Source organism: Pseudomonas sp. WPR_5_2, from assembly GCF_003634475.1.
GTDB lineage: Bacteria > Pseudomonadota > Gammaproteobacteria > Pseudomonadales > Pseudomonadaceae > Aquipseudomonas > Aquipseudomonas izuensis.
The window spans coordinates 1,458,084-1,481,944 of sequence record NZ_RBLA01000001.1 but is presented as its reverse complement, the minus strand read 5'-3'; the positions used below and the strand labels follow the sequence as shown (position 1 = coordinate 1,481,944).

At 60.7% G+C, this 23,861-nt stretch carries 25 protein-coding genes; 9 read left to right on the top strand and 16 right to left on the bottom strand.

Annotated elements, in window-relative coordinates; translation table 11 throughout:
* Positions 1-3: 3 nt before the first annotated feature.
* Both BJ917_RS06555 and BJ917_RS06550 read right to left on the bottom strand, forming a co-directional pair.
* A complete protein-coding gene (locus BJ917_RS06555; RefSeq protein ID WP_096512360.1) occupies positions 4-960 on the bottom strand; it encodes an alpha/beta fold hydrolase in 957 nt (318 codons plus the stop codon).
* A gap of 22 nt (positions 961-982) precedes the next feature.
* Positions 983-2,434: an NAD(P)/FAD-dependent oxidoreductase gene (locus BJ917_RS06550; RefSeq protein WP_121102692.1), complete on the bottom strand. Its 1,452-nt coding sequence runs from the start codon at positions 2,432-2,434 to the stop codon at positions 983-985.
* Positions 2,435-2,743: 309 nt separating this feature from the next.
* On the opposite strand from BJ917_RS06550, the gene BJ917_RS06540 reads away from it, so the two are divergent.
* Both BJ917_RS06540 and BJ917_RS06530 read left to right on the top strand, forming a co-directional pair.
* Positions 2,744-3,817 carry a diguanylate cyclase gene (locus BJ917_RS06540; protein WP_096512357.1) on the top strand — a complete coding sequence of 358 codons (1,074 nt, stop codon included), beginning with the start codon at positions 2,744-2,746 and terminating at the stop codon, positions 3,815-3,817.
* A gap of 953 nt (positions 3,818-4,770) precedes the next feature.
* Complete coding sequence (locus BJ917_RS06530; protein WP_121102688.1) at positions 4,771-5,073, top strand: hypothetical protein; 303 nt, start codon at positions 4,771-4,773, stop codon at positions 5,071-5,073.
* A 129-nt stretch (positions 5,074-5,202) separates the two neighbouring features.
* Here BJ917_RS06530 and BJ917_RS06525 read toward each other — a convergent pair whose 3' ends face one another.
* The 4 genes from BJ917_RS06525 to BJ917_RS31865 form a co-directional block, all read right to left on the bottom strand.
* On the bottom strand, positions 5,203-6,072 hold the full coding sequence (locus tag BJ917_RS06525; RefSeq protein WP_096512354.1) for an oxaloacetate decarboxylase: 870 nt from the start codon (positions 6,070-6,072) through the stop codon (positions 5,203-5,205).
* A gap of 126 nt (positions 6,073-6,198) precedes the next feature.
* The gene (gene astA / locus BJ917_RS06520) at positions 6,199-7,233 is read right to left on the bottom strand and encodes an arginine N-succinyltransferase (RefSeq protein ID WP_121102686.1); all 1,035 of its coding nucleotides are present in this window, start codon (positions 7,231-7,233) and stop codon (positions 6,199-6,201) included.
* Between the two features lie 61 nt (positions 7,234-7,294).
* A complete protein-coding gene (locus BJ917_RS06515) occupies positions 7,295-8,311 on the bottom strand; it encodes an arginine N-succinyltransferase (RefSeq protein WP_121102684.1) in 1,017 nt (338 codons plus the stop codon).
* Positions 8,312-8,422: 111 nt separating this feature from the next.
* Entirely contained in the window at positions 8,423-8,566 is a 144-nt protein-coding gene (locus BJ917_RS31865) for a hypothetical protein (protein ID WP_157755726.1), read from the bottom strand.
* Positions 8,567-8,897: 331 nt separating this feature from the next.
* Here BJ917_RS31865 and BJ917_RS06510 point away from each other — a divergent pair, with 331 nt between their 5' ends.
* Complete coding sequence (locus tag BJ917_RS06510; RefSeq protein WP_121102682.1) at positions 8,898-9,470, top strand: histidine phosphatase family protein; 573 nt, start codon at positions 8,898-8,900, stop codon at positions 9,468-9,470.
* Positions 9,470-10,225 carry a precorrin-6A synthase (deacetylating) gene (cobF, locus tag BJ917_RS06505; protein WP_121102680.1) on the top strand — a complete coding sequence of 252 codons (756 nt, stop codon included), beginning with the start codon at positions 9,470-9,472 and terminating at the stop codon, positions 10,223-10,225. Before BJ917_RS06510 ends, cobF begins: the two co-directional genes overlap by 1 nt.
* A 108-nt stretch (positions 10,226-10,333) precedes the next feature.
* Here the strand turns inward: cobF and ftrA are convergent, their stop codons facing one another.
* Entirely contained in the window at positions 10,334-11,308 is a 975-nt protein-coding gene (gene ftrA / locus BJ917_RS06500) for a transcriptional regulator FtrA (protein ID WP_096512349.1), read from the bottom strand.
* Positions 11,309-11,409: 101 nt separating this feature from the next.
* Here ftrA and BJ917_RS06495 point away from each other — a divergent pair, with 101 nt between their 5' ends.
* Entirely contained in the window at positions 11,410-11,844 is a 435-nt protein-coding gene (locus tag BJ917_RS06495; RefSeq protein ID WP_121102678.1) for a rhodanese-like domain-containing protein, read from the top strand.
* A 99-nt stretch (positions 11,845-11,943) separates the two neighbouring features.
* Here BJ917_RS06495 and BJ917_RS06490 read toward each other — a convergent pair whose 3' ends face one another.
* Entirely contained in the window at positions 11,944-12,576 is a 633-nt protein-coding gene (locus BJ917_RS06490; protein ID WP_096512347.1) for a type 1 glutamine amidotransferase, read from the bottom strand.
* A 227-nt stretch (positions 12,577-12,803) separates the two neighbouring features.
* Between BJ917_RS06490 and BJ917_RS06485 the strand changes: the two genes are divergently transcribed.
* The 3 genes from BJ917_RS06485 to BJ917_RS06475 all read left to right on the top strand — a co-directional run bounded on the left by BJ917_RS06485 (position 12,804) and on the right by BJ917_RS06475 (position 15,763).
* Complete coding sequence (locus tag BJ917_RS06485) at positions 12,804-13,583, top strand: ABC transporter substrate-binding protein (RefSeq protein WP_096512346.1); 780 nt, start codon at positions 12,804-12,806, stop codon at positions 13,581-13,583.
* A 203-nt stretch (positions 13,584-13,786) separates the two neighbouring features.
* The gene (locus BJ917_RS06480; protein WP_121102676.1) at positions 13,787-14,899 is read left to right on the top strand and encodes a succinylglutamate desuccinylase/aspartoacylase family protein; all 1,113 of its coding nucleotides are present in this window, start codon (positions 13,787-13,789) and stop codon (positions 14,897-14,899) included.
* Between the two features lie 147 nt (positions 14,900-15,046).
* Positions 15,047-15,763 (top strand): alpha/beta hydrolase, encoded by a 717-nt coding sequence (locus tag BJ917_RS06475; RefSeq protein ID WP_121102674.1) that lies wholly within the window; start codon positions 15,047-15,049, stop codon positions 15,761-15,763.
* Between the two features lie 3 nt (positions 15,764-15,766).
* Here BJ917_RS06475 and BJ917_RS06470 read toward each other — a convergent pair whose 3' ends face one another.
* The 5 genes from BJ917_RS06470 to BJ917_RS06450 form a co-directional block, all read right to left on the bottom strand.
* Positions 15,767-16,345, bottom strand: a complete 579-nt coding sequence (locus tag BJ917_RS06470) for a hypothetical protein (RefSeq protein WP_121102672.1) — start codon at positions 16,343-16,345, stop codon at positions 15,767-15,769.
* 119 nt (positions 16,346-16,464) lie between these two features.
* On the bottom strand, positions 16,465-16,791 hold the full coding sequence (locus tag BJ917_RS06465) for a putative quinol monooxygenase (RefSeq protein WP_121102669.1): 327 nt from the start codon (positions 16,789-16,791) through the stop codon (positions 16,465-16,467).
* Positions 16,792-16,819: 28 nt separating this feature from the next.
* Positions 16,820-17,494 (bottom strand): glutathione S-transferase family protein, encoded by a 675-nt coding sequence (locus BJ917_RS06460; RefSeq protein WP_096512341.1) that lies wholly within the window; start codon positions 17,492-17,494, stop codon positions 16,820-16,822.
* An 83-nt stretch (positions 17,495-17,577) separates the two neighbouring features.
* Positions 17,578-18,495 (bottom strand): DMT family transporter, encoded by a 918-nt coding sequence (locus tag BJ917_RS06455; protein ID WP_096512340.1) that lies wholly within the window; start codon positions 18,493-18,495, stop codon positions 17,578-17,580.
* A 56-nt stretch (positions 18,496-18,551) separates the two neighbouring features.
* Positions 18,552-19,349 carry a hypothetical protein gene (locus BJ917_RS06450; RefSeq protein WP_121102667.1) on the bottom strand — a complete coding sequence of 266 codons (798 nt, stop codon included), beginning with the start codon at positions 19,347-19,349 and terminating at the stop codon, positions 18,552-18,554.
* Between the two features lie 266 nt (positions 19,350-19,615).
* On the opposite strand from BJ917_RS06450, the gene BJ917_RS06445 reads away from it, so the two are divergent.
* Positions 19,616-20,935, top strand: a complete 1,320-nt coding sequence (locus BJ917_RS06445; protein WP_121102665.1) for an Nramp family divalent metal transporter — start codon at positions 19,616-19,618, stop codon at positions 20,933-20,935.
* 202 nt (positions 20,936-21,137) lie between these two features.
* On the opposite strand, the gene BJ917_RS06440 is transcribed toward BJ917_RS06445, so the two are convergent.
* From BJ917_RS06440 to BJ917_RS06430, 3 genes are read right to left on the bottom strand one after another with little or no spacing between them, the layout of a single operon-like run.
* Positions 21,138-22,319: an acetyl-CoA C-acetyltransferase gene (locus BJ917_RS06440; protein ID WP_121102663.1), complete on the bottom strand. Its 1,182-nt coding sequence runs from the start codon at positions 22,317-22,319 to the stop codon at positions 21,138-21,140.
* Between the two features lie 11 nt (positions 22,320-22,330).
* On the bottom strand, positions 22,331-22,996 hold the full coding sequence (locus tag BJ917_RS06435) for a CoA transferase subunit B (protein WP_096512336.1): 666 nt from the start codon (positions 22,994-22,996) through the stop codon (positions 22,331-22,333).
* A 36-nt stretch (positions 22,997-23,032) separates the two neighbouring features.
* On the bottom strand, positions 23,033-23,731 hold the full coding sequence (locus BJ917_RS06430) for a CoA transferase subunit A (RefSeq protein WP_007975747.1): 699 nt from the start codon (positions 23,729-23,731) through the stop codon (positions 23,033-23,035).
* Positions 23,732-23,861: the final 130 nt, after the last annotated feature.

The following is a 23,861-nucleotide window of genomic DNA, read 5'->3' as shown; positions in this document are numbered from 1 at the left end:
TCTTCAGTGCAGTCGTTGATCCTGGGGGCTCTCCGAACGCAGCGATGCCAAAAACTCCCGATACAGGCGTGCCGAACCGGCGGGCGCCTCGACCATTGGCATGTGGCCGATGCCTTCCCAGATTTCCACTCGCAAATCGGCAATGCCTTTGCTCCAGATGGCGACGCTGCTGACATCGATCAAGCGATCCTTGCGCCCCCACAACAACAGCGCCGGGGCCTTGATTGCCGGCAGTTTTGGTTCCATCGGCGGGCTGGCGCGAAAATCGCGGAAGATTTCTTCCAGTTCGTCGCGCGACTGTTCATAGCGATGGGCGATGGCGTCCAGTACCACCCGTGGCACCCACGGGGGATCGGCCATGGTCATGGCATAAAAGTATTTGAACTCTTCCCGCGAGTTGATCAGGAACGGGTTGTGACCGCGGAACAAATGGTGTTCCAGATCACTGGGCTCGGGCGAGGCGACGCCCGCCGGGTCAAACAGGGCGACCGAGACAATCCGTTCCGGGTAATTGGCCGCCAGCCAGGCCGCGATGTAGCCGCCCATCGAATTGCCGATCACATGGACCTTCTCGACCCCGCAGACATCCAGCAACTGGATCATGCGCTTGGCCTGCAACGGGATGTCATAGCCGCCACCGGCCTTGAAGCCGGTTTCGCCATGGCCGGCGATGTCGGGGATGATCACCCGGTAGTTGCCGACAAAGTACCGGGCAAAACGCAGCCAGATATTTTTATCCGCGCTGTAGCCGTGAAGCATCAACACATTGCTGGAGGCCTCGTAAGGCCCGCCTTGCCAGGTCGAGACGGTCATTTCGGTGATGGGCACGACAATCTTGTGCAACTTGTACAACCTGGCCTCGGCGGCCACGCTCAAGTCGTACAGCCAATACCCGATGGCCGGGTAGCTCAACCAGCTCCAGGCCGCGAAAACCGCGATAGCGACAACCAGTAAAAGCATCAGGCGTCTTCCTTCTGAAGGATCAGGACAATATGTGATCGGCGGGTTTCAGGGCTCGGGTCATGCGGTGAAAGCTGAAACTGAACCCCGGAAATATGGCAATCACATGACCGCTCTTGCTTTGATACCAACTGTGGCAGCCTCCGGACTTCCACACCGTGCGCTCCATTTCTCTATGGATCATTTCAGTGTAGGTACGTTCTGCCTCGGGGCGTACTTCGATGCTGCGCAAACCTTGTGCTTTTAACGTGCGAATGCAGTCGAGGATGTAGTTCATCTGCGATTCGATGATGAACAGCGCCGACGTGTGGCCAATGCCGGTGTTCGGGCCGGTGACGATAAACAGGTTGGGAAAGTCCGGCAGGCTGGTGCCGAGGTAGGCTCGGGGATACTCGGCCCAGACGTTTCGCAGTTGCGTGCCGTTTTTGCCGGTGACGGGGTAGGAAATCACTCCGTCGGTTGCGTCGTATCCGGTGGACCAGACGATCAGGTCGAGGTCGATGTGCTGGCCGTCCTGCATGACGATGCCGGTTTCGTCGATCTCGGCGATACCCTGTTCGCGGCTGTGCAGCGTGACGTTATGGCGCGCCAGTGCCGGGTACAGCGTGCTCGACAAAATGATCCGTTTGCAGCCGATGGTGTAGTCCGGCGTCAGTTTTCGCCGCAATTCGGCGTCCGGTACCTGGCGCTTGATGAAGCGCAGGGCTTGAAGCTGGACCATGCGCACCGCCGGTTTCGAGTATTTGAAGGCAATCACCCGGGTTTCGAATTGCCAGTAGATCATCCAGCGCAGCAGCTTGTAGGCTGGCTTGAGCCCGAGCAGCCAACGCTGGAAGCGGCCAAAGCTGCGGTCCGGCCGGGGCAACACCCAATGTGGCGTGCGCTGGAACACATGCAGGTGCCCGACATGCGGTGCAATCGCCGGAATGACCTGCGCTGCACTGGCGCCACTGCCGACGATGGCCACGCGCTTTTGCCGGTAATCGTAGGAATGGTCCCAGTCATTGGTGTGAAAGCTCTTGCCTTGAAAGCGTTCCTGTCCCTTGAAGTGCGGCACCACCGGTTGACTCAGGGGCCCGGTGGCATTGATCAGGAACTGGGCGTGAAACGTGCCTTTGGTGGTGTGCACTGCCCAGCGTTTGGCGGCATTGTCCCATTCCACGCATTCGACATTGGCTTGCAGTTCCACCCGGTCGCGCAGGCCGAAGCGTTCCACCACATATCGGGTGTAGCGATGCAGTTCGGCCTGTTCGGCGAACATCTGTGTCCAGCGGTAAGGGGCGAAGGACAGTGAGTAGAGCGGCGAGGGCACGTCGACCGCCGCGCCGGGATAGGTGTTCTGGCACCAGGTGCCACCGAAGAAGTCCCGCCGTTCCAGCAGGCGAAAGTCAGTGATGCCGGCCTTGAGCAAATTGACCGCTGCACACTGCCCGCCAAAGCCGCTGCCGATGATCAACACCTGGAAGGTCTGCATGGGCCTCCTGTTTGTCGTTATGGGTCCAACCCTATCTTCATGTATAGCCAAACGGCGGGCCATTGCCTTTGATCTTGTAGGAGCGAGCTTGCTCGCGATGGAGGTCAACGATAACGCGCTCTGTCTGAATGACCGCGTTGTCAGGGCGTTTTTCGCGAGCAAGCTCGCTCCTACAGATACCCAGACAGCCGGATATTGCGGAATTCACGCTGCCCGCCGGTGATGGCTATTTAACGTTACCCTGATAGACTTCGAGCACACCTGTTATCCCCGTGAGATCAGGTTCCGTCCTGTGGTGCAGAGGTCCCAATGGGAAATATGGGAGGAAAAGGACTTTCGTTGGCCAGGAGGCTCTACACATCGCGCACCCTCGGTCTGGTCTTGGGCTTGTTGTGCGTGAGCGTGGCGATGTACCCGTTGAACCCGGCGCCCTGGCTCTGGGGCTTGATGCTGTTCAACGGCTTGCTCTGGCCGCACCTGGCCTACCAATGGGCACGCCGGTCCACGACGCCTTACCATGCCGAGCACCGTAATTTGCTGGTAGACGCCTTCATGGGCGGTTTCTGGGTCGTCGCCATGCACTTCAATCCGCTGCCCAGCGCCACCACCCTGTCCATGATGGCAATGAACAACGTGGCCATCGGTGGTTTGCGTTTTCTCCTGGCGGGCACCGTCGCGCAGATTCTCGGCATGCTCGCCGGATGGCTGATTTTCTTCCCGTTCTTCATCCCTGAAACCAGCCAACTTCAGCTATACGCCAGCTTGCCCTTGATGTGTTTTTATCCGTTGGCGCTGGGTTTGATCTGCTTTCGCCAGGCCCATGCCCTCGGCCGGCAGAAGCGTGAATTACTGGCCCTGAGCCGCACCGACAGCCTCACCGGTCTGCTCAATCACGGTGCCTGGAAGGACCAGCTGGAAGTCGAGTTCCAGCGCTGCCAGCGCCAGCAGCAGGGTGGGGCGATTGCCCTGATCGACATCGATCATTTCAAAAGCATCAACGACACCTACGGTCACGTCGCCGGTGACATGGTGTTGCGGCATCTGAGCAAAATGCTCATGCAGAACCTGCGGGCCACCGATGTCGCCGGCCGTTACGGCGGCGACGAGTTTTGCGTGATCCTCCCGGACCTGCCGCTGAGCAGCGCCGCGGCTGTCATGGAAGCCCTGCGTGATCGATTCGCCACCTTGGGTTACGAGCAAACCCCGGCGCTGAATGTCAGCCTGAGTATCGGCCTGGCGGCCTTCAACCCAAGTCACACCGATGCCACCCTGTGGCTGAACGATGCCGATCAGGCGCTGTACGAAGCCAAGACTACCGGGCGTAATCGTGTTATCTGCTGCGGCGATGGTCGATCACATCGCGAACTGCTCGACCCGGTCTGACGGTTACTGCATTCCTTGTGGGAGCGAGCCTGCTCGCGAAGGCGGCCTGACAGCCGACTTGACTCTCGCGGATGTACCACGATCTCTGTGGGAGCTGGCTTGCCAGCGAAGGCGGCCTGACAGCCGACCTGTCTCTCGCGGATGTACCACGATCCCTGTGGGAGCTGGCTTGCCAGCGAAGGCGGCCTGATAGCCGACCTGTCTCTCGCGGATGTACCCAATCCCTTGTGGGAGCGAGCCTGCTCGCGAAGGCGGCCTGACAGCCGACCTGTCTTTTGCGGATGCACCCAATCCTTTGTGGGAGCGAGCCTGCTCGCGAAGGCGGCCTGACAGCCGACCTATCTTTTGCTGACTGAGTACATATCCATTTCTGCGGTAACGGCCGCTTATGGTTTCGCCCTTACGGCGAGGCACTTTTTTCAAACGCCAAAAAAGTACCCAAAAAGGCTCGCCCCGGCGTCCGGCCCCTCGCCAAGGCTCGGGGTTCCTTCGCTCCGGTATCCATCCGGGGACACTGCCCTCCGGTTGGCTTCGCTGCACCTACATGCAGCGTGTTCGACTGCGTCGAACGGCGCTGCGCGCCACTCCCCGGATGAACACCTCCACTCAGCCTCCCGAAGGGGCGGGTGGATCAAGATCAAAAGCCAGAGCCAGAGCCAGAGCGTAGGAATGATCGATAATCGGCGCACAACTTTTCAAGACGTTTCCTACAACGTACCCTGTTGCCGCGTTTCGGCATCGACTCCTATAGTTCGGGCTCGCGGAAAATACCGCGAACGACCTTGGCCGGTCGGTATCTGAAACGTCACAGTGCTGCAGGTTTTATGGCGGCTGTGCGCGGGACATCTTCGGGTGTGCCGGTTTTTCAGGTACCGGTCGGCCAACCCGCACACGGCTGCCACCTTAACTTCGCTTGGCCGCGAGTGGTGGTAGCTCAACCTGGAGTTACATGTATGTTCGACCAAGTCATGCCCCGTTACCTCCCCATCGACACTTACGACGCCACCCACCCGGTGCTCTTCATCAACACCCACAAAGAACTCAGTGACATGGCCGCTTGCGCCATGCACCGTTTCACGGTGGTTCGTGATCTGGCGGACACGTTGTCCAGCCTCAATCTCAAAGACATTTCCAATTGTGATCTGACGCGGGTGACGCGCGCCGTGCATTTGCTCATGCGCGAAGGCTGCGCGGTGCTGGATGTGATTCAGGCGAGGGCGTTACAGCGGGAGGAGGGGTTCAGGGCTACGGTTTAGCGGTGTAATGACTGACACCTTCGCGAGCAGGCTCGCTCCCACGGTAGATCGGTGTACGCCGTACCATTGTGGGAGCGAGCCAGCTCGCGAAGGCGTAGTGTCAGGCGCCGATGTAATACCTGCTGCCCATCACTCCTTGACGCTCATGAACTCCTCTGCCCAACGGATGTATTCCTCCGGCTGGGTATAGGTATGTGTCAGTTCGGTCGCGCTCAGGTCCGAGGCCTGGGTAAAGATCTGACGCTGTTCGCGCAGGCTGTCGTAGGTCGCCTTGATCGCGGCGAAGTAGGCACCGTGGCCGTCGATAGTGACGCGAACGCCCAGTTCGGCCAGGCGTTTGTCGTCGCGCAGCGCCGGGTTGCCGTAGGTCACCAGCATCAGCGGTACGCTCAGGTGCTCGGCAATCTGTTCCAGATGATCGAAGTCCTTCACGCCCACCATGCAAATGCCGTCTGCGCCAGCGGCCTGGTATTGCCGGGTTCGGCTGATGATTTCCTGGACCGGCAGAATTCCCGCATGGGTACGGGCAATGATTGCCATTTCCCGATCACACCGGGCTTCCAGTGCCGCGCGAATTTTGCCCACACCTTCGGCGACCGTGATCAGGTCGGTGGACTTTCGGCCGAATTGCGCCGGCAGCAAGGTGTCTTCGATAGTCAGGGCCGCCACGCCGGCCCGTTCGAGTTCGACGATAGTGCGCATGACATTCAGTGCGTTGCCGTAGCCATGGTCGGCGTCGGCTATCACCGGCAACTGGGCGACACGGCCGATGCGGGTAGCCTGCTCGGCGAACTCGCTGAGGGTGATCAAGGCAAAGTCAGGGGCGCCCAGCACCTGCAATGACGCGACCGAACCACCCAGGATGCCCACCTCGAACCCCAGGTCGGCGGCGATCCGTGCCGACATCGGGTCGAAGACCGATGCGGTGTGATAGCAGGTGTTGGAAGCGAGCAGTTGGCGAAAATTGCGGCGCAAATCTTGATGAGACAGCCTGGACATATGAGTTCCACCAATGGAAATGGAAGGGCTTGAGCAAAAGTGTCAACGCCGAAAGTGTTAGAGGCTATCACGGGTGCATGTTAGGAATGATGACGAATTTAACGTGATTGCTGCCTTTTAACGCGATTACGCCGCCACGGCTCGCGCTTGTTGGTTGAGTAACAATACGCCGCGCACCGAATCACCGGGTTGCAGTTGCAGGCGTTTGGCGGTGAGACGGTCGACCATCAGGCTATCGCCCACCTTTCGCGCCGGGGCGGTGGTGATGCGGCAGTTTTCCAGGCGCCGGTTGTGGATCAGCCACATCGGTGCCTCGTCGTCCGGGGTGCCGATGGTCAGCGCCAGCAATTGACTGTCGCGCACGGTACGGATGTCGGGCACCGGGGCCTCGATGACTGGCCCGGCGTCGAAAATGTCGATGTAACCCTGGTGGGCAAAACCTTCGGCGGACAGGATTTTCAGCGCCGGCTCGCTGTTCGCGTGAGGCTTGCCGATTACGGCCTGGGCCTGTTCGGTGAGCAGGCAGGTGTAAAGCGGTTGGCGTGGCATCAGCTCGGCGATGAACGACTTGTTGCCCAGCCACGACAAGTGATCGGCATGGCTGAAGTCCATTTTGAAAAAGTGGCGGCCCACGCTGTCCCAGAAAGGTGAACACCCTTGCTCATCGGCACTGCCGCGCAGTTCGGCGATGAGTTTGTCGCTGAACAGGTGCGGGAACTCCGCTACAAACAACAGGCGACCCAGGGAGAGCAGGCGGCCGTGACCGCCCAGGCGTTGATCGGGGCGCAGGAACAATGAGCAGAGTTCCGATTGTCCCGTCATTTCATTGTTCAGGAACAGGGTCGGAATGTGCCGCCGGATGCCCAGGTCCGCTGATGAGTTGACCGTCAGCCCGACCCGGTAGTTGTACCAGGGTTCGCGCAGGCCGACGGCCCCCGTCAGAGCGCTTACGCCTATCACTTGCTGTTCGTCGTCTTCAAGCACGAACAGGTAGTCGGCATCGGCGCGTTCGACCTGTTGCGCAAATGTCCGTTTCGCCCAGCGCAGGCGATGGCTCAGGCGCTCCTCGTTGGCCGGCAGGCTGCTCAATCCGCGGCCCGCCTGCCGGACCAGTGCGAGCAAAACGGGCAGGTCGGTGACCTGCACCGGACGGACAATCATGTTGAAGCTCCTCGTTCACGCCGGTTCGGGCGCTGGCGTTGGATACCGGGGCGGCTTGGATTCACAGTGCTATCAGCCGGACAGGGCTGTGTTCCCTGATCTTCAGCGCTGCGCACATATCGGCGTCCAGGGTCAGGGGTTGTCCGGCGATGAAGTCCAGGTCGGCGACGATGGCGCGATAGTTTTCCAACGAGTCATTGCTCACCAGGTAGCGGCCGCGGGCGTCGTTGACTGGGCCGGGTCGGACCAAAGCGGTGTGACTGCGGGCAATGGAACGGATGCCACCGGTGCGTGCAATCAGCGTCGGGCCGCCATCGAACAGGTCGACATAGCTGTTGGTTTCGAACCCCTCGCGCTCCAGGATATCGAAGGCTTCCTGGCCATCGGGATGGATTCGGCCGATGCAGTCTTGCGCGGCCTGGGGCAGCATCGGTACGTAGATCGGGTACTGCGGCATCAATTCGGCGAGAAACGTCCGGCTTTCCAGGCCGCAAAGCCGTTCTGCCTCGACGTAGGGCAGGTCGAAGAAGTGCTTGCCTACGGCATCCCAGAACGGCGAATGGCCTTCATCATTGCTGTAGCCGACGATCTCGGTAATCACTACGTCGGAAAAGCGCCGGGCGTGGGCGGCAATGAATAGCAGGCGAGCCCGTGACAAGAGTTCCGAGAACGCTGTGCGCTCCAGCGCTGCATCGATATGAAAACCGCGCAGCAAAGTATGGCCGCTGAGGTCATGGCACAGCGACAGCGCCGGTACGCCGTGCTCGATGTTCAGCTCCCGGGAGGCACTATTGAAATCGCGATTGCGCAGGCTGTAGAACGGTTCGCTGAAGCCGGCAGTGGCAAGGATTTCCGAGCAGCCCACCAGACGCCGGGTCGCCAGGTCTTCCAGCACGAAGAAGTAGTTCTCGGGGCCGGCACTTTGCACGTCTTGTTCGAACGAAGTGCAGGAATCGAGAATTCTATCGCGAAGGCGTTCGCTGTCGTCCGGCAGGGACGTGACACCCACCAGGCTTTCGCGGGCAAGTCGCTGCAATTGGGGCAGGTCGGTTAATAGCACTGGACGCAAGACCAGCATGGATGCACTCCTGTATCAAAGGGCCCGGTGACTGGTACCGGGCCTGACTATCACTGTCGGTTTCCACGCGTTGAAACGGCGGTCGCCTTGTCAGGCTCCGCTCTTTTTTTGTCACTCGTTTGGGTACAGGGCCACACGTGGCAACCGGCCCGAACCCTGCAATCGCAAAGGGGGCATCAAGGTGCGTATGGCGTTGTATTCGGACGGCATCTGGTCCAGACCGGGATCGGCGATCGGGTCATTGAATGAGGGCATCCGGGCTCCTGCTGGATGGGGTGTTGGTAATCCGTTGAAAGCAGTATTTAGTTAAGGCGCGCTCTATGTCTAGTTAATTTTCGCGCCGTTCTGAACACCCGATCAGGCTGCGGAGCCGCATCGGCAGAAGGCTACGCAGATGTCGATCGGTCTTGTAGGGCATGGCCTATAGGGATGTCGGAGATGGTTTGTTGTTGTGCGATGAAATGCCTGACCGAACCCGTATCATTGGCTGAAACGAAACACACCCGGTTAGCCCGGTTACGGCACAATTGCGCAATATTGCACGGCGAGACGCCGTTTTTCCTTGCCATCGACAGAGAGACTTTTCGTGCAGGCGACCCGTTTGACCCTGATGTGCCACGCTCGAACCGTCGCACAAAAATTGGCGCGTTTTCCTACAAATGAGCCATTGGAAATGGATTGGCAATCGGCAAGGGGGTCGCGCAGTGCCCGATTCAAGGGTTCGCCGAGGCTGATGTGCGCTCCAGAACTGCGGACCCGGCAAACTGCCGGGCTGTTCGGCGATCGCGTGGAAATTGTCGAGGCACTCAGGGACTGCGATTTCGGGCGCTGGAACGGTGTACGCATCAGCGACCTGCAAAAAAACGAGCCCGAAGGGCTCGAGCGCTGGATTGCCGACCCGGACTCGGCGCCCCATGGTGGCGAATCAGTGGCGCAGGTGGTCGAGCGGGTGGCGGCGTGGCTGAAGACGCTGCAGGCGACACCCGGTCATGTCGTCGCCGTGACTCATCCGTTTATCATCCGCGCCGCGCTGACAACCGTGTTGCAAGGTTCGGCGTTCAACCTGATTGATGTCGAGCCGTTGTCAGCCATCGAACTGAGGTTCACCGGGTGCTGGCGGCTGCGCTTGCCGGGCGGTGAGCCCGAAGGAACGCTTTGATGAAAAAACTCCTGGTCATCGGCATCGGCGCCGGCAATCCCGACTACATCACGATGCAGGCGGTGAAGGCGCTGAATCGGGTCGACGTGTTTTTCCTCATGGACAAGGGCCAGAGCAAGGACAAGCTGATCGACCTGCGCCGGGATATCTGCGAACGCTACATTACCGATCGTGATTACCGCTTTGTCGAGGCCAAAAGTCCGGAGCGCGAACGAGGCGATGTGGACTACAGGTCCAGTGTCGATGATCTGAACCTGGCCAAGCAGCGCACCTTTGAGCAACTGATCAACGAGCAAATGTCTGACGACCAGTGTGGCGCTTTCCTGGTGTGGGGCGACCCGGCGTTGTACGACAGCACCCTTCGCATCCTGCAGTCGATCCTGGCCAGCGGCGCCTGTGCGTTCGAGTTCGAGGTGATCCCCGGCATCACCAGCGTCCAGGCGCTGGCGGCGCAGCACAAGGTGCCGCTCAATCAGATTGGCCGCTCGGTCGAGATCACCACGGGCCGGCGACTGGCGGCGGGGCAGGTGAGCGATGCGGACAGCCTGGTGGTGATGCTCGATGCGCAGGACGCCTACCATCAGGTGGCGGATCAGGATACCGAGATTTATTGGGGGGCCTACCTGGGGACGCCGGATGAAATCCTGATCAGCGGCAAGCTCAAGGATGTGGCGGATGAGATCGAGCGGGTGCGCAAGGCGGCGCGGTTGGCCAATGGCTGGATCATGGATACCTATCTGTTGCGCAAGCCCTGAGAGGTAGGTTGTTTGGGCTGAAGTCATCGCGAGCAGGCTCGCTCCCACAGGGAAATGCATTTCAAATGTGGGAGCGAGCCTGCTCGCGATGGGGCCTGACCGGTCACCTCAGGAAATGACTTTGACCCCGCGCCCAAACCGCTCCCGATACACCGACGGCGGCACGCCCACCACGCTGCGAAACGCCACCCGAAAGCTTTCCACGGAACGATAGCCACAACGCTGGGCAATTTGCTCGGTGTTTTGATTCGTGCTTTCCAGCAGTTCACGGGCGCGGCCCAGGCGTTCGTGTTGCAACCATGTCTTGGGCGACTGGCCGCTGGCTTCGGTGAAGCGCCGCAGGAATGTGCGTTCACTCATGGCCGCTTCACTCGCCAGGTCGCGCACCTCAAGCGGTTCATGCAGCCGCTCGCGTGCCCACTGCATGACGCGGGAAAGATCGCTGCGCGGTGTAGGACTGACCGGCGTGGGAATGAATTGCGCCTGGCCACCGGTGCGTTGCGGCGACATCACCAGTCGCCGCGCCACGGCATTGGCCACCTGCGTGCCGAAATCCCGTGCCACCAGGTGCAGGCAGGCATCGATGCCGGCTGCGCTGCCGGCCGAGGTGATCAATTGGCCCGAGTCGACATACAACACGTCCGGGTCCACCACAATGTCCGGAAAGCGCTCGGCCAGCTCCGTGGTGTAGCGCCAATGAGTGGTAGCCCCGTGACCATCGAGCAAGCCGGTAGCCGCCAATACGAACACCCCCGAGCAGATCGACAATAACCGCGCGCCACGGGTATGGGCCTGGCGCAGCGCTGCAAGCAACGCCTCGGGTACTGCAGCGTTGCGGTCGCGCCAGCCGGGAATGATGATGGTGCGGGCGTGCCCGAGCAGTTCCAGGCCACCATCGGCCAATACCTGGATGCCACCCATGGCGCGCATCGGTCCCTGATCGACGGCGACAATTTGATGTTCGTACCAGGGAAAATCGAATTCCGGCCGCGCCAGACCGAAGATTTCCACGGCGATGCCGAACTCGAACGTACAGAGGCCGTCGTAGGCCAGAATGGCGACCAATCCAGGGGCAGGCTGCATTTGGCGGAAAATTCCCGGTGAGTGTCTTGTGCGCCACTGTAGCGGCAAGTGGCAGGCGGATAAAGTCTGCTCACACCCAATGACACCCTGGAGTCCTGCCCATGACCAGCCTGGTCCGCGAAATTCCTGCCGCCCCGTCGGCCATCGCCCTGATGCACTTCAGCCACCGCCTGACATTCGAAACCGATTGTTCCGACGTTCACGGCAGCCAGCAGGCCGGTGAAATCGATTTCGTCCTGGTGGACGTGCGTGGCCCATTGGCGTTCGAGCGTGGGCATGTACCGGGTGCGATCAATATTCCGGGGCGGTTACTCACGGCTGAAGGTCTGGCGGCCTACCCGAAAACCAGCCTGTTCGTGGTCTATTGCGCGGGTCCGCACTGCAACGGCGCAAACAAGGCGGCGGTGAAACTGGCGGCGCTGGGTTACCCGGTCAAGGAGATGATCGGTGGGGTGACCGGGTGGCTGGATGAGGGGTTTGAGTTGAGTGTTGCGGTGCAGAGGCCAGCCAATATCGTTGTCAGTTGCGAATGCTGAAATCACTCATGCAGGAGCCGGCTTGCTGGCGAAGACGGCAGTCCAGTCGACAATGCAGCGTCTGATACGCAGCCATCGCCAGCAAGCCGGCTCCTCCATTTAAACCGCGCGCCACCACGCATCCAACGTCGCCTGCAACCAGTCAAAAACGGCGGCATGGGCGGCGCTGTCCTGCGGGTCCCGAGGCAACGGCGACTCCTCGGCAAAATGCCGGTTCAGCAGCGCCACCGACTCGGCATTCCACTCTGGATGAAACTGCAAGCCCATCCGGTTCGGCCCGACGCGGTACATCTGTTGCGCACACTGTTCGCTGCTGGCCAGCAATTGCGCATTCGGCGGCAGGTCAATGGCGTCTTCGTGCCATTCCAGCACGCTCAAACACTGACCGTCGCTGAAGTTAACGGTGGTCCATCCGGTTTCGGTGCGTTCCATGCGCCGCACATTGCCACCCAGGGCCAGGGCCAGCAACTGCGCTCCCAGGCAGATGGCGAACACGGGGGCATCCTGCTTCAGGCTGGCGGCCAGCCATTGGCGTTCGGCTTCGAGCCATGCCGGTCCGGCGTTGGATTCATAGGGGCCGCCCAGCAGAATCGCTGGTGCCGAGCTCACCGCTGGCAACTGATCGAGGTCAGCGCGAAAGACGTTCAGTGTCACCCCTCGGGAGGTGGCCCACTCAGCGATGGCGCCCGGGCCCTCGGCGGGGTGGTGCTGGATCAGATTCAACTCGGACATCACGCTTCTCTTGAATGGGCGGTCTGGCGGTCAATGTGCCGTAAAAAAGGGCTCGTCGCCAGCAAGACTCTTCAGTCGGACCGCTGCCGAAATCTTGTGCCACCGCCCAAGCCACTCTAGACTGCCGGCCACTTCGGTCTTGCCCGCCACAAGCGAACGACCGAAAGCTGCCTATCGAAGCTGTCTATATAAGATGCTTATAAAGCCTCCGCACACAGGAGTTATAAATGAAGAAGCTAGTGATGTTCGGTGCCCTGGCACTGTCGATGTTGTCCCTGACCGCCGTGGCCGAAGACGCCAAGCCGATCCGCATCGGTATCGAAGCCGGTTACCCGCCATTCTCGATGAAAACCCCTGATGGCAAACTCACCGGTTTCGACGTCGATATCGGCGACGCGCTGTGCGAGCAGATGAAAGTGAAGTGCACGTGGGTCGAGCAGGAATTCGACGGCCTGATCCCGGCACTGAAGGTCAAGAAAATCGACGCCATCCTGTCGTCCATGACCATCACCGACGACCGCAAGAAGAACGTCGATTTCACCATCAAGTACTACCACACCCCGGCGCGCTTCGTGATGAAGGAAGGCACCGACATCAAGGACCCGCTGACCGAGCTCAAGGGCAAGAAGGTCGGTGTGCTGCGCGCCAGTACTCATGACCGCTTCGCCACCGAAGTGCTGGTACCGGCCGGTATTCAACTGGTGCGTTACGGCTCCCAGCAGGAAGCCAACCTGGACATGGTCTCCGGTCGCGTCGATGCGCTGCTGGCCGACTCGGTCAACCTCGACGACGGTTTCCTGAAGACCGACGCGGGTAAAGGCTTCGCTTTCGTGGGTCCTGAGTACAACGATCCGAAATACTTCGGCGGCGGTGCCGGTATCGCTGTGCGTAAGGGCGATACCGTCCTGGCCGAGCAATTCAACAAGGCCATCACCGAAATTCGTGCCAACGGCAAGTACAAGCAAGTGCAGGACAAGTACTTCAAGTTTGACGTTTACGGCGAGTAATCGAACCGTTTAAAAAATGGCAGCCGTTGACGCGGCTGCCATTTTTTTTATGCTTTCAATTTCAGAAGAGAACCCTGTGGGAGCGAGCCTGCTCGCGAATGCGGTTTGACATTCAGCAATGATGTCACCTGTTATACCGCTTTCGCGAGCAGGCTCGCTCCCACAGGTGATCTCGCCGTTCAAAACTTCAGGAGTTCCCCCCCATGCAACGCATCGTCCATCCACTACCCTGGAGCCACCTCGGAACCGAACGCACCCTCAGTGTGTTCCGTTATGGCAATGGCACTCGCAAGGTCTACATCCAGGCCAGCCTGCACGCCGATGAGCTGCCGGGCATGCGCACGGCCTGGGAACTGAAGAAGCGTTTGTCCGAGCTGGAAAGTCAGGGCCAGTTGCAGGGTGTGATCGAACTGGTGCCGGTGGCCAACCCCATCGGTCTCGATCAGCACTTGCAAGGCAGCCACATGGGCCGCTTCGAATTGGGCAGCGGCAAGAACTTCAACCGCGCGTTCGTCGAACTCAGTGCCCCGGTGGCAGCGTTGATCGGTGATCGCCTGGGCAGCGACGCGCAGGCCAATATCGCGCTGATCCGCCAGGCCATGGGCCAGGTGCTCGATGGCTTGCCGGCTCCGGCTTCGCAACTGGAAGCGATGCATCGCTTGTTGTTACGCCATGCCTGTGATGCCGATATCACCCTCGATCTGCATTGCGACTTCGATGCGGCCATCCACATTTACGCATTACCGCAGCACTGGCCGCAGTGGCAATCGCTGGCGGCGCGCTTGAAGGCCGGCGTGGCGTTGCTGTGTGAAGATTCCGGCGGCAGCTCCTTCGACGAATCTTGTTCCTCGCCGTGGTTGCGCCTGGCAAGAGCGTTTCCCGACGCGGCGATTCCACCGGCCAACCTGGCGACAACCCTGGAGCTGGGCAGCATGGGCGACACCCGTGTGGACCAGGCCCAAGCCAATTGCGAGGCAATTCTGGGCTTTCTCGCCGAGCAGGGTTTCATCAATGGCACCTGGCCGGCGGCGCCGAATGATTGCTGTGAAGGCATGCCGTTCGAAGGCACCGAATACCTGTTCGCGCCACATCACGGGGTGGTCAGTTTTCTGCGTGAGGCCGGTGAGTGGGTGGAGAAGGGCGATGCACTGTTCGAAGTGGTCGACCCGCTGAACGACAAAGTCACCACCGTGCGGGCGGGGACCAGTGGTGTGCTGTTTGCCATTGATCGCGGGCGCTATACGCAACCGGGGACCTGGCAGGCGAAGGTGGCGGGACGTGAGCCGATTCGGGTGGGTAAGCTGATCAACGACTGATCCGATTCATCTGTAGGAGCTGGCTTGCCAGCGATGAGGTCCTTGAGGGCGCTATCGCTGGCAAGGCAGCTCCCACAGAAGTGCATGAGATGATGGGAAGAAATGTTAGGCTTTGCCCCGAATCCTGCGCACTGTGAAGGAAGGCTTATGTTGAAGTTTCTCGCTCTGCTCACGCTGCTGGCATCCGCCGCTGTCCACGCTCAAACCCCGCTGCAAACCGACCTGCCGCTCAAGTACCTGGAGCAGGCCAACCTCGATTCCCGCGATCAGCCCCTGGTGATTTTCCTTCACGGCTACGGCAGTAACGAGCAGGATCTGTTCGGCATCAAGGATGAGTTGCCCGCGCAATACACCTACCTGTCGGTCCGCGCGCCGATGGTGATGGAAGAGGGCAGCTACCAGTGGTTTCGCAAAAAGGGCGAAGGTGCCTACAACGGCGAGACCGATGATCTGAAGACCAGCGGCCAGTTGCTGCTGGATTTCGTCGCACAGGCGGCGAAGAAATATCACACCGAACCGGCCAGGGTGTTTCTGGTGGGATTCAGCCAGGGCGCGATCATGTCCTATGAAGTCGCCCTGCGGCACCCCGAGGCGGTAGGCGGGATCGCCGCATTGAGCGGGCGGATTCTGCCGGTGTTGCGGTCCGAGCTGAAACCGGATGAAAAACGCCAGTCGCTGGCGATATTCATCGGTCATGGCACGGCGGACAAGCGTCTGCCGTACAGCGACGGCACCGAGGCCAACAGCCTGTTGCAGAGCGTGTCACTCGAACCCGAATTTCACGCCTACCAGGGTGTCGGCCATAACATCAGTGCCGAAGAAATGCAGGACCTGAGCGCCTGGCTACAGCGACTCAACCCCTGAGGTTTATTTGCCGCTGACGATCTGCTTGATCAGCGTCTCGTGGGCCGCCATGTCGCCGGGGCGGGAAATGACCTGAATCACAGTCATGCGTCCGCCGGACGCTGCCATCAGCGTGGTATTGAGGGTCATGCCACCACCCTGGGTCGCGGTGCTGTCGACCTGACGCACACCCAGCCCGGTAGTTTTCAGGGTCAGGCTTTTTTCGCTGAGCTTGTTGTAGTCCGGCAGGGCCTTGCGTTGCGCCGCGTCGAAGTCGGCGGCGGTGCCATCGAGAAACGCGCCGTCGTTGTCCTTGACCTGGGTGCCTTCCGGCAGGCTGTTTTCAGCCGCAATGATCACGGTCTTGGTGGTTTCGTTGGCGTACATGGTGCCGCTCGCGCCGGTGGGGCTGGTCGGCAGCGGGTTGGCGACGAAGCCCTTGGGCAAGGTGAACGTGAATTTGCCGCCGAGCATCGAGACCTTCTGGGTCGATGCCGCCTCCTTGGTCGGAGCCGTGGCCTTGGCGGCCTGCGCATTCAAAGCCCCCAAAGTGGCAACCGCCGCCAGCAGCAGGACAACGGCTTTTTTACTAAACAGTGACATCAGTGAATCTCCAGGGATGGTCGCGCGGTGGGGGGCGCGATCATCCCATGGAGGTTGTGGCAGGTTCCAGTGTGGGCTAACGGACGGTCGCCCCGGTAACGTCAAACAATGCAATACGCTTAGGCTTCGCGCCGCACCGGATAGCTCTCGATCACCTCCAGAAACTCGATCCGCCGCTCGCTGGCCAGCAACTGCGGCAGTAACCGCTCGTATTCCTGGCGATACGGCTTGCTCAAGTGACGAGCGATGAAGTCTTCCTTGCTGCAGTTCCAGGTTTCGTAGAGCACCAGGGTGTTCGGGTCGTCTTGAAGTTGGTGCACCCAGGTGTTGACGAAGTCCGGCTCGGCGGACATCTGGTGGACCACCTCCAGCAGCCGTTCCCTCGTTTCGGCGAAACGTTCCGGTTTGGCCGGCAGGTAAACGATAAACGCGACTTGATCACTCATTTCATCACCTTCGACGGTCGGGAATGGCTTACTGCGCCTGGTTTTGCGGAAACAGGTTGCGGCGGGTTTCTTCGTCGAATTCCGCCTTCAGCACCAGTTTCTCCTTCAGGCCGAGCGCGCGTTGGGCGGCCGGGCGGGCGCTTATTTCATCGAACAGGCGCTTGACGTTCGGGTAGGCCGCCAGCCCGTTTTCACCGAGGATATACGGCGCGTAGTTGGCCCAGCCCCAGAGCGCCATGTCGGCAATGCTGTAGCTGTCGCCGGCCAGGTATTGATGCTCGGCCAGGCGCTGGTCGAGTACGCGATAGTGGCGTTCGACTTCCTTGAAGTAGCGGTTTTTCGCGTAGGGCAGGTCTTCCGGCGCGTGGTGCAGGAAGTGTACGGCCTGGCCTGAGAACGGCGACAGGCCGGTGGCGATGAACATCAGCCACGACAGCAGTTCGGCATTGCCGGCACTGCTGGTCGGCAGGAAGCGTTGATGCTTTTGCGCCAGGTGCAACAGGATCGCCTGGGAGTCGAAGACCGTGGCATCGCCATCGACCAGCGCAGGCACCTTGGCGTTCGGATTGATTGCCAGAAAGGCTGGCAGGTGTTGTTCGCCCTTGAAGGTATCGACGCCGATCAGCTCGTAGGGCGTTTGCAATTCTTCGAGCAACAGGGCGACTTTCATCGGGTTCGGCGAAGGGTGGAAAAAGAATTTCATGGTGTAGGCCTCAGTCAACAGGGGTTAGGAACTGAGGCTGATAGTGGGCGAAACCTGTTCGATTGACGTACGGAGTTGTTGGGCTATTCGTGCGAAACCATCGAAGGTGTTGCAGGCGCTTTCGCCGTTGCCCGTGTGGTGGCAATCACCGCACCGGCAATAATCAGCAGCGCTGGAATCATCAGGACCGGGCTGGCATGGCTGCGCCCGACGACGATCAGCAGCAGGGTGGAAATCAGCGGTGCCAGGTAAGACAGCGCGCCCAGAGTGGCGAGGCTGCCGTGTTTGGTGGCGTGGTCCCAGGCAAAAAACGCCAGCCCCGCCGGGCCCAGACCGAGCACGACAATCGCGGCCCACTGATTCGCGTCGGGCCATACGGTGGTTTCGAAAGCCAGATGACAGATCAGTCCGCCCACGGCAGACATACCGCAGATGCCCCCGATGATGCTGCTCGGTACTTCCTTGAACCGACGGTTGAACACCGAATATCCGGCCCAGATCAGGGCACAGCCAAACGCTGCGAGGTAGCCGGGGATCGGCATGGCGCCGCCGGTGCCTGAGTCGCGTTGCTGCATGATGAAGGCTGTGCCTGCCAGGCCCAGCAGGGCGCCGAGCACTTGGCGCTTGTGCAGCCTCTCTGCGGCGGCGCAGGTCGAAAGCAGCACCAGCAACAGCGGCCACAGGTAGTTGATCAGGCTGGCTTCGGCCGCCGGCGCGGCCTTGAGGGCGAAAAAGTACAGCGCGTGGTAAACGAAGATGCCGACAAACCCCGTTGCCCATACCGCCCAGGGTTGGCGCCAGCTGTTGAATCCGCTGATGCCGTTTCGACCCAGGATGACCAGGCTGGCGACAAACGCCACGCCGAAACTCAGGGTCAGTACTTCAAACGGGGGCAGGCCTTCGGTGAGGGTGGTCAATAACGCCAGGCAGGACCAGAGGAATATGGCGATCACACCAACCGCGGTGGCGGAGTGGGCACTACGGACGCGAGACGTGGCCATGTCTGTTCCTTCAGTCGTGGAACGGGCGACTTCCTTGCCCGATGACCTGATGCAGCTTAGCGCTTGATCGCGGTTCGTCCAGCGTCCGCCGTCACTGCAGCGACGGGCCGCGCCAGCAGGTGTCTGGTCACGCCCAGCATCGCCACCGATACCGCCACGCCGAGGGCAAACGCGCTCATCCCCATCCCTGGCAACGCCAGCGCCAATACCAGGCAGAACGCCGAGAACGAATACATGCCGGTGGCGGTCGCCCGCAGCAGGGCCGCGGTAAACGCCGGGCCACGGGTTTGATGGGAGAACACTGCCATCACACTGCCCAGCACCGGGAACACCGCGAGCAACCCGCTCCAGCGGTCGCCGACGGTGCTGGCGAGCAAAGTAACGGCCAGGGTCAGCAGGGCGCCGGCCATCATGCGCAGCAGCAGTTTGTCGGACTTCGGCGCAGGGCCTGAAATGGTCGGCCGCACCGACGGGAACAGGTAGGGGGCGGCCAATAGGGCCGTTGCAGCAGCCATCACCGAAAACAGCAGCGACGGCGGGATCAACGACAGCAGCACCGCGACCACGCCCCATACCGACAGCGAAATCGCCAGGGCCAGCGGCCAATTCGCCCGTTGCGCGACCTGGGCGTAGGTCACGCAGAAGGCGATCATCGCAAACATGGCCGACAGCGCCGCCAACGCCGATTGCGCGGCGAACCGTTCACCCTGTTCGATGGCGAGGAAGAACAGAATCGGCCCGACCACTACCGGCAATCCCGACAACCAACCCGCCACGCTCGGCCCCCAGCGCTTGCCGGCCAGGGAAATCAGCAGCAGGAATCCTGGGATTATCAGCAGTTTGAGCATCAGCACGGGCACATCTCCAATCTGTGTCAAGCGGCAACGTTAGCATCGCGGAGGACGGATTGCTCTACATGTGCGCAAATGTTGTATACAAAACACGCATCCTGTAGGCGCTGGCTTGTCCAATCGTCGCACCGCAGCGAAGACGGCGGTCCACCCAACATCGTCCTTGAACGTAAAATGGCGTTCGCTGGCATGCCAGCTCCTACACAGGGTGTTGCGCATGGGCTGAACCGTCTAATCTGGGCGCCTCCCACCTGTTGACGGACCATCGCGTGAAATTCAGTTTGCCCAAAGTCGGCACCGCGCCGTTTTGCCCGCCGGAAGTGGCGGGTACCGTTGCCGTTGATCCCGGCGCGTCGTTTTTCAAACGTGTTTTGCGCTTTGCCGGCCCCGGTTTGCTGGTGTCCATCGGCTACATGGACCCGGGCAACTGGGCGACCGCGATCGAGGCAGGGTCGCGGTTTGGCTACAGCCTGCTGTTCGTGGTGCTGCTGGCGAGCCTGGCGGGGATGGTGGTGCAGTGCCTGTGTTCGCGGCTCGGCATCGCCACCGGGCGTGACCTGGCGCAGCTGTGCCGAGAGCGCTACGGCACACGAACAGCGCACACTCAGTGGGCGCTGGCGGAAATCTCGATCATCGCCACGGACCTTGCCGAAGTGCTCGGTTGCGCCTTGGCGTTTCATTTGTTGCTCGGTTGTTCGCTGACGTTCGGCATCGGCCTCACGGCGTTCGACACGTTGCTGGTGCTGGCCCTGCAGAACCGTGGCTTCCGCCGCCTGGAAGCCATCATGCTGGTGCTGGTGGGCACCATTGGCGTGTGTTTTTTTGTCGAGCTGCTGTTGATCAAACCTTATTGGCCGGACGTTGCCCAAGGCTTCAAACCCTCACTTTCCGCTCTTGCCGACGCCGCGCCACTGTACCTGGCCATCGGCATTCTCGGCGCGACGGTGATGCCGCATAACCTGTACCTGCACACTTCCATCGTGCAAACACGGCTGATCGGCAAGGACGTGGCCAGCAAACAGGACGCGGTCAAGCTGGCGCGCATCGACACCATCGGCTCCCTGGCCCTGGCGCTGCTGGTCAACGCGGCGATCCTGATCCTCGCTGCCGCGGCGTTTCACCAGAGCGGGCATACCGATGTGGTGGACATTCAGGACGCCTATCACTTGCTCGACCCACTGGTGGGCGGGGCATTGGCCAGTGTGCTGTTCGGCGTCGCGCTGCTGGCGTCGGGGCAGAGTTCGACCTTCACCGGCACCATCGCCGGCCAGGTGATCATGGAGGGTTTCCTCAACCTGCGGATTCCTTGCTGGCAACGGCGTCTGATCACCCGTGGGCTGGCATTGATCCCGGCGTTCATTGGCGTGTGGCTGATGGGAGACGAGGCGGTGGGAAAGCTGTTGGTGCTGAGTCAGGTGGTGCTGAGCCTGCAGTTGCCGTTTGCGCTGTATCCGCTGATTCGCATGACCAATGATCAGGCACTGATGGGACCGTTTGTGAATCGGCTGCCGACGCGGGTGTTGGCCTGGGGGTTGTTTGGGGTGATCAGTGGGGCGAATGGTTGGTTGATCCTGCAGCTTTTCGGGTGAATGGGCCGGCCTCTTCGCGAGCAGGCTCGCTCCCACAGTTTGAAACGCATACTCCTGTGGGAGCGAGCCTGCTCGCGAAGAACGATAACGCGGTCTACCTGAAAGTGCAGAAAAAAAGAACCCGGTGCAACGTAAGTCGCACCGGGTGTTTTTTCAGACTGCGACGGTTCTTCGTGGGTCCCCGCGCAGTCTGTTGAACGCTTTACGCCCGCTCGATCGCCAAAGCCACGCCCTGACCACCGCCGATGCACAGGGTGGCGAGGCCTTTCTTGGCGTCACGCTTGATCATTTCATGCAGCAGGGTTACCAGCACACGGCAGCCCGAGGCACCGATCGGGTGACCGAGGGCGATGGCGCCGCCGTTGACGTTGACCTTGTCCAGGTCCCATTCCAGGTCCTTGGCCACGGCCAGGGATTGGGCGGCGAACGCTTCGTTGGCCTCAACCAGCTCAAGCTGATCGATGGACCAGCCGGCCTTGTCCAGGCAGCGGCGGGTGGCCGATACCGGGCCGATGCCCATGATCGCCGGGTCCACGCCGGCGTTCGCGTAAGCGGCGATCCTGGCCAGTACTGGCAGGCCCAGGGCCTTGGCTTTTTCCGCGCTCATCAGGATCACGGCGGCGGCACCGTCGTTCAGCGACGAAGCATTACCGGCGGTCACCGAACCGTCCTTCTTGAAGGCAGATTTGAGCTTGCCCAGGGATTCGGCGGTGGTGCCGGCCCGTGGCTGCTCGTCGGTGGCGAAGGACAGCGGATCGCCCTTGCGCTGCGGGATCAGGATCGGCGTGATCTCATCGACAAAACGCCCGGCTTCAATAGCGGCCGTGGCTTTCTGCTGCGAGGCGGCGGCGAAGGCGTCCTGCTGTTCACGGCTGATGCCGTACTTCTCCGCCAGGTTCTCGGCGGTGATGCCCATGTGGTAATCGTTGAATGCGTCCCACAGGCCGTCGCTGATCATGGTGTCGACGATTTGCGAGTGACCCATGCGCAGGCCGGTGCGGGCACCGGGGATCACGTAGTTGGCCAGGCTCATGCTTTCCTGGCCACCGGCGATGATCACATCGGCATCGCCACAGCGAATCGCCTGGGTAGCCAGGTGCAGGGCTTTCAAGCCCGAGCCGCAGACCTTGTTCAAGGTCATGGCAGGGACCGCGAAGGGCAGGCCGGCCTTGATGGAAGCCTGGCGCGCAGGGTTTTGCCCGGCGCCGGCGGTCAACACCTGGCCCATGATCACTTCATCGACTTGCGCGGGATCCAGGCCGGTTTGCGCCAGCAGCTGACGGATCACCGCCGCGCCGAGGTCAACAGCAGAAACATTGGCCAGGCCACCCTGGAAACTGCCGATCGCGGTGCGCGTGGCGGCAACAATGACGACTTCTTGCATGGAATGATTCCTCACTGGGCAGTGAACTGCATTTCCGGAACGTGGTCCGGGACGATCAGTTTACCGGCGGTTTTGGCGACGATCTCTTCGACGCTGACACCCGGTGCGCGTTCTTTGAGAATGAACGCGCCGTTTTCGATTTCCAGGTAGGCCAGGTCGGTCAGTACGCGCTTGATGCACCCGGCGCCGGTCAGCGGCAGGCTGCATTGGGACAGGAGCTTGGACTCACCGTCCTTGGACGCGTGGGTCATGATCACGATGATGTTGTCTGCGCCGGCCACCAGGTCCATGGCACCGCCCATGCCCTTGACCAGCTTGCCGGGGATCATCCACGAGGCGATGTTGCCTTGCACGTCGACTTCGAAGGCACCCAGTACGGTCAGGTCGACATGACCACCGCGGATCATCGCGAAGGACTCGGCCGAGGAGAAGATCGACGCGCCGATACGCGCGGTCACGGTTTGCTTGCCGGCGTTGATCATGTCGGCATCGATGGTTTCTTCAGTAGGAAAAGGACCCATGCCGAGCAGGCCGTTTTCCGACTGCAGCATGACTTCCATGCCTTCGGGGATGTAGTTGGCGACCAGGGTCGGAATGCCGATGCCCAGGTTCACGTAGTAGCCGTCCTGCATTTCGCGGGCGACGCGTTGAGCCATTTGTTCGCGGGAAAGTGCCATTGTTGTTATTCCTTCATTCGGTCCGGGGGCAGGGGATCACTTACGCACGGTGCGCTGTTCGATGCGCTTCTCGAACGTGCCGCAGATGATCCGGTCGACGTAGATGCCAGGGGTGTGGATCTGCGCCGGGTCCAGCTCGCCGGGTTCGACGATTTCTTCGACTTCGACCACGGTGATCTTGCCGGCAGTGGCGGCCAGCGGGTTGAAGTTCTGGGCGGTGTGACGGTAGATGACGTTACCGAAATGGTCGGCTTTCCAGCCTTTGACGATGGCGAAGTCGCCGGTGATGGATTCTTCCATCAGGTACTTGCGGCCATGGAATTCGCGCACTTCCTTGCCTTCGGCGACTGGAGTACCGACACCGGTGGCAGTGAAGAAGGCCGGGATACCGGCGCCGCCGGCGCGCATTTTTTCGGCGAGAGTGCCTTGGGGGGTCAGGATGACTTCGATTTCGCCCTTGAGCAGTTGCTCTTCGAACAGCTTGTTCTCGCCGACGTAGGACGCGACTACTTTGCTGATCTGGCGATCTGTCAGCAGCACGCCGAGGCCGAAACCGTCGACGCCGCAGTTGTTGGAAACCACGGTGAGGTCGCGAGTGCCTTTGCGCTTGATCTCGGCGATCAGGTTTTCCGGGATGCCGCACAGGCCGAAGCCGCCAGCGATCACGGTCATGCCGTCTTCAAGACCTGCCAGAGCTTCCTCGTAGGAACTCACGCGCTTGTCGAAACCTGCCATATGCACCTCTTTTATTCTTTGTGGGCGGCTGGCTAGCCGTATGGATGGAGTGTCGCGCCGGAGTATTCATTTGTTAAGTTGATTTTTAATGTCGATTAATTCATAAAACTCAACAAATCACTGCTTTTCA